Source organism: Rhizobium ecuadorense (genome assembly GCF_001187535.1).
Classification (GTDB): domain Bacteria; phylum Pseudomonadota; class Alphaproteobacteria; order Rhizobiales; family Rhizobiaceae; genus Rhizobium; species Rhizobium ecuadorense.
The window spans coordinates 1-212 of record NZ_LFIO01001738.1 but is presented as its reverse complement, the minus strand read 5'-3'; the positions used below and the strand labels follow the sequence as shown (position 1 = coordinate 212).

1 pseudogene is annotated in these 212 nt (G+C 59.4%); it reads right to left on the bottom strand.

Features of this window, described 5'->3' with window-relative positions:
* Positions 1–212 (bottom strand): annotated as a pseudogene (locus AF337_RS44805) (hypothetical protein); the annotation flags it as partial.

Genomic DNA, 212 nt, shown 5'->3' with positions numbered 1-212 from the left:
GCCGAACACCACACCAAACAGAAACAGAAACGCCGGCGATCCCCACAATGCAGGCGCCGGCAGAAAACTGATGGCGGCAATGGCACAGACGAGAATGGGCGAAATCAAAGCCGACCGACCATGGCGGCTCGCGACGATAAACGCCAGGAAGGCGCCGGCAACCCAGCCAAGAGTTGAGCCGAAATAGAAGATCCCGATCGTCTGAGCGCTGC